The organism is Janibacter sp. CoH_79_TC_3, from assembly GCF_058197955.1.
This window is the reverse complement of the sequence record NZ_JBXWIV010000191.1, coordinates 1-240: the sequence shown is the minus strand read 5'-3', so window position 1 is coordinate 240 and position 240 is coordinate 1. Positions and strand designations below refer to the sequence as shown.

Genomic DNA, 240 nt, shown 5'->3' with positions numbered 1-240 from the left:
CTCTTTTAATGGTGGCTGCTTCTAAGCCAACATCCTGGTTGTTTATGAAGTCTTACATCCTTTTCCACTTAGTACAGCATTGGGGACCTTAGTCGGCGGTCTGGGCTGTTTCCCTCTTGACTACGGGTCTTATCACTCGCAGTCTGACTCCCAGGGTCTTAATTATAGCCATTCGAAGTTTGACTAGGGTCGGTAGGCTTTACGCCCCCTTGCCAGATCAGTGCTCTACCGTCTATAATC

1 rRNA gene is annotated in these 240 nt (G+C 48.3%); it reads right to left on the bottom strand.

The annotated features are described in order from the left end of the window. A 23S ribosomal RNA gene (locus AC2FA3_RS15585) occupies window positions 1-240 on the bottom strand; the annotation flags it as partial.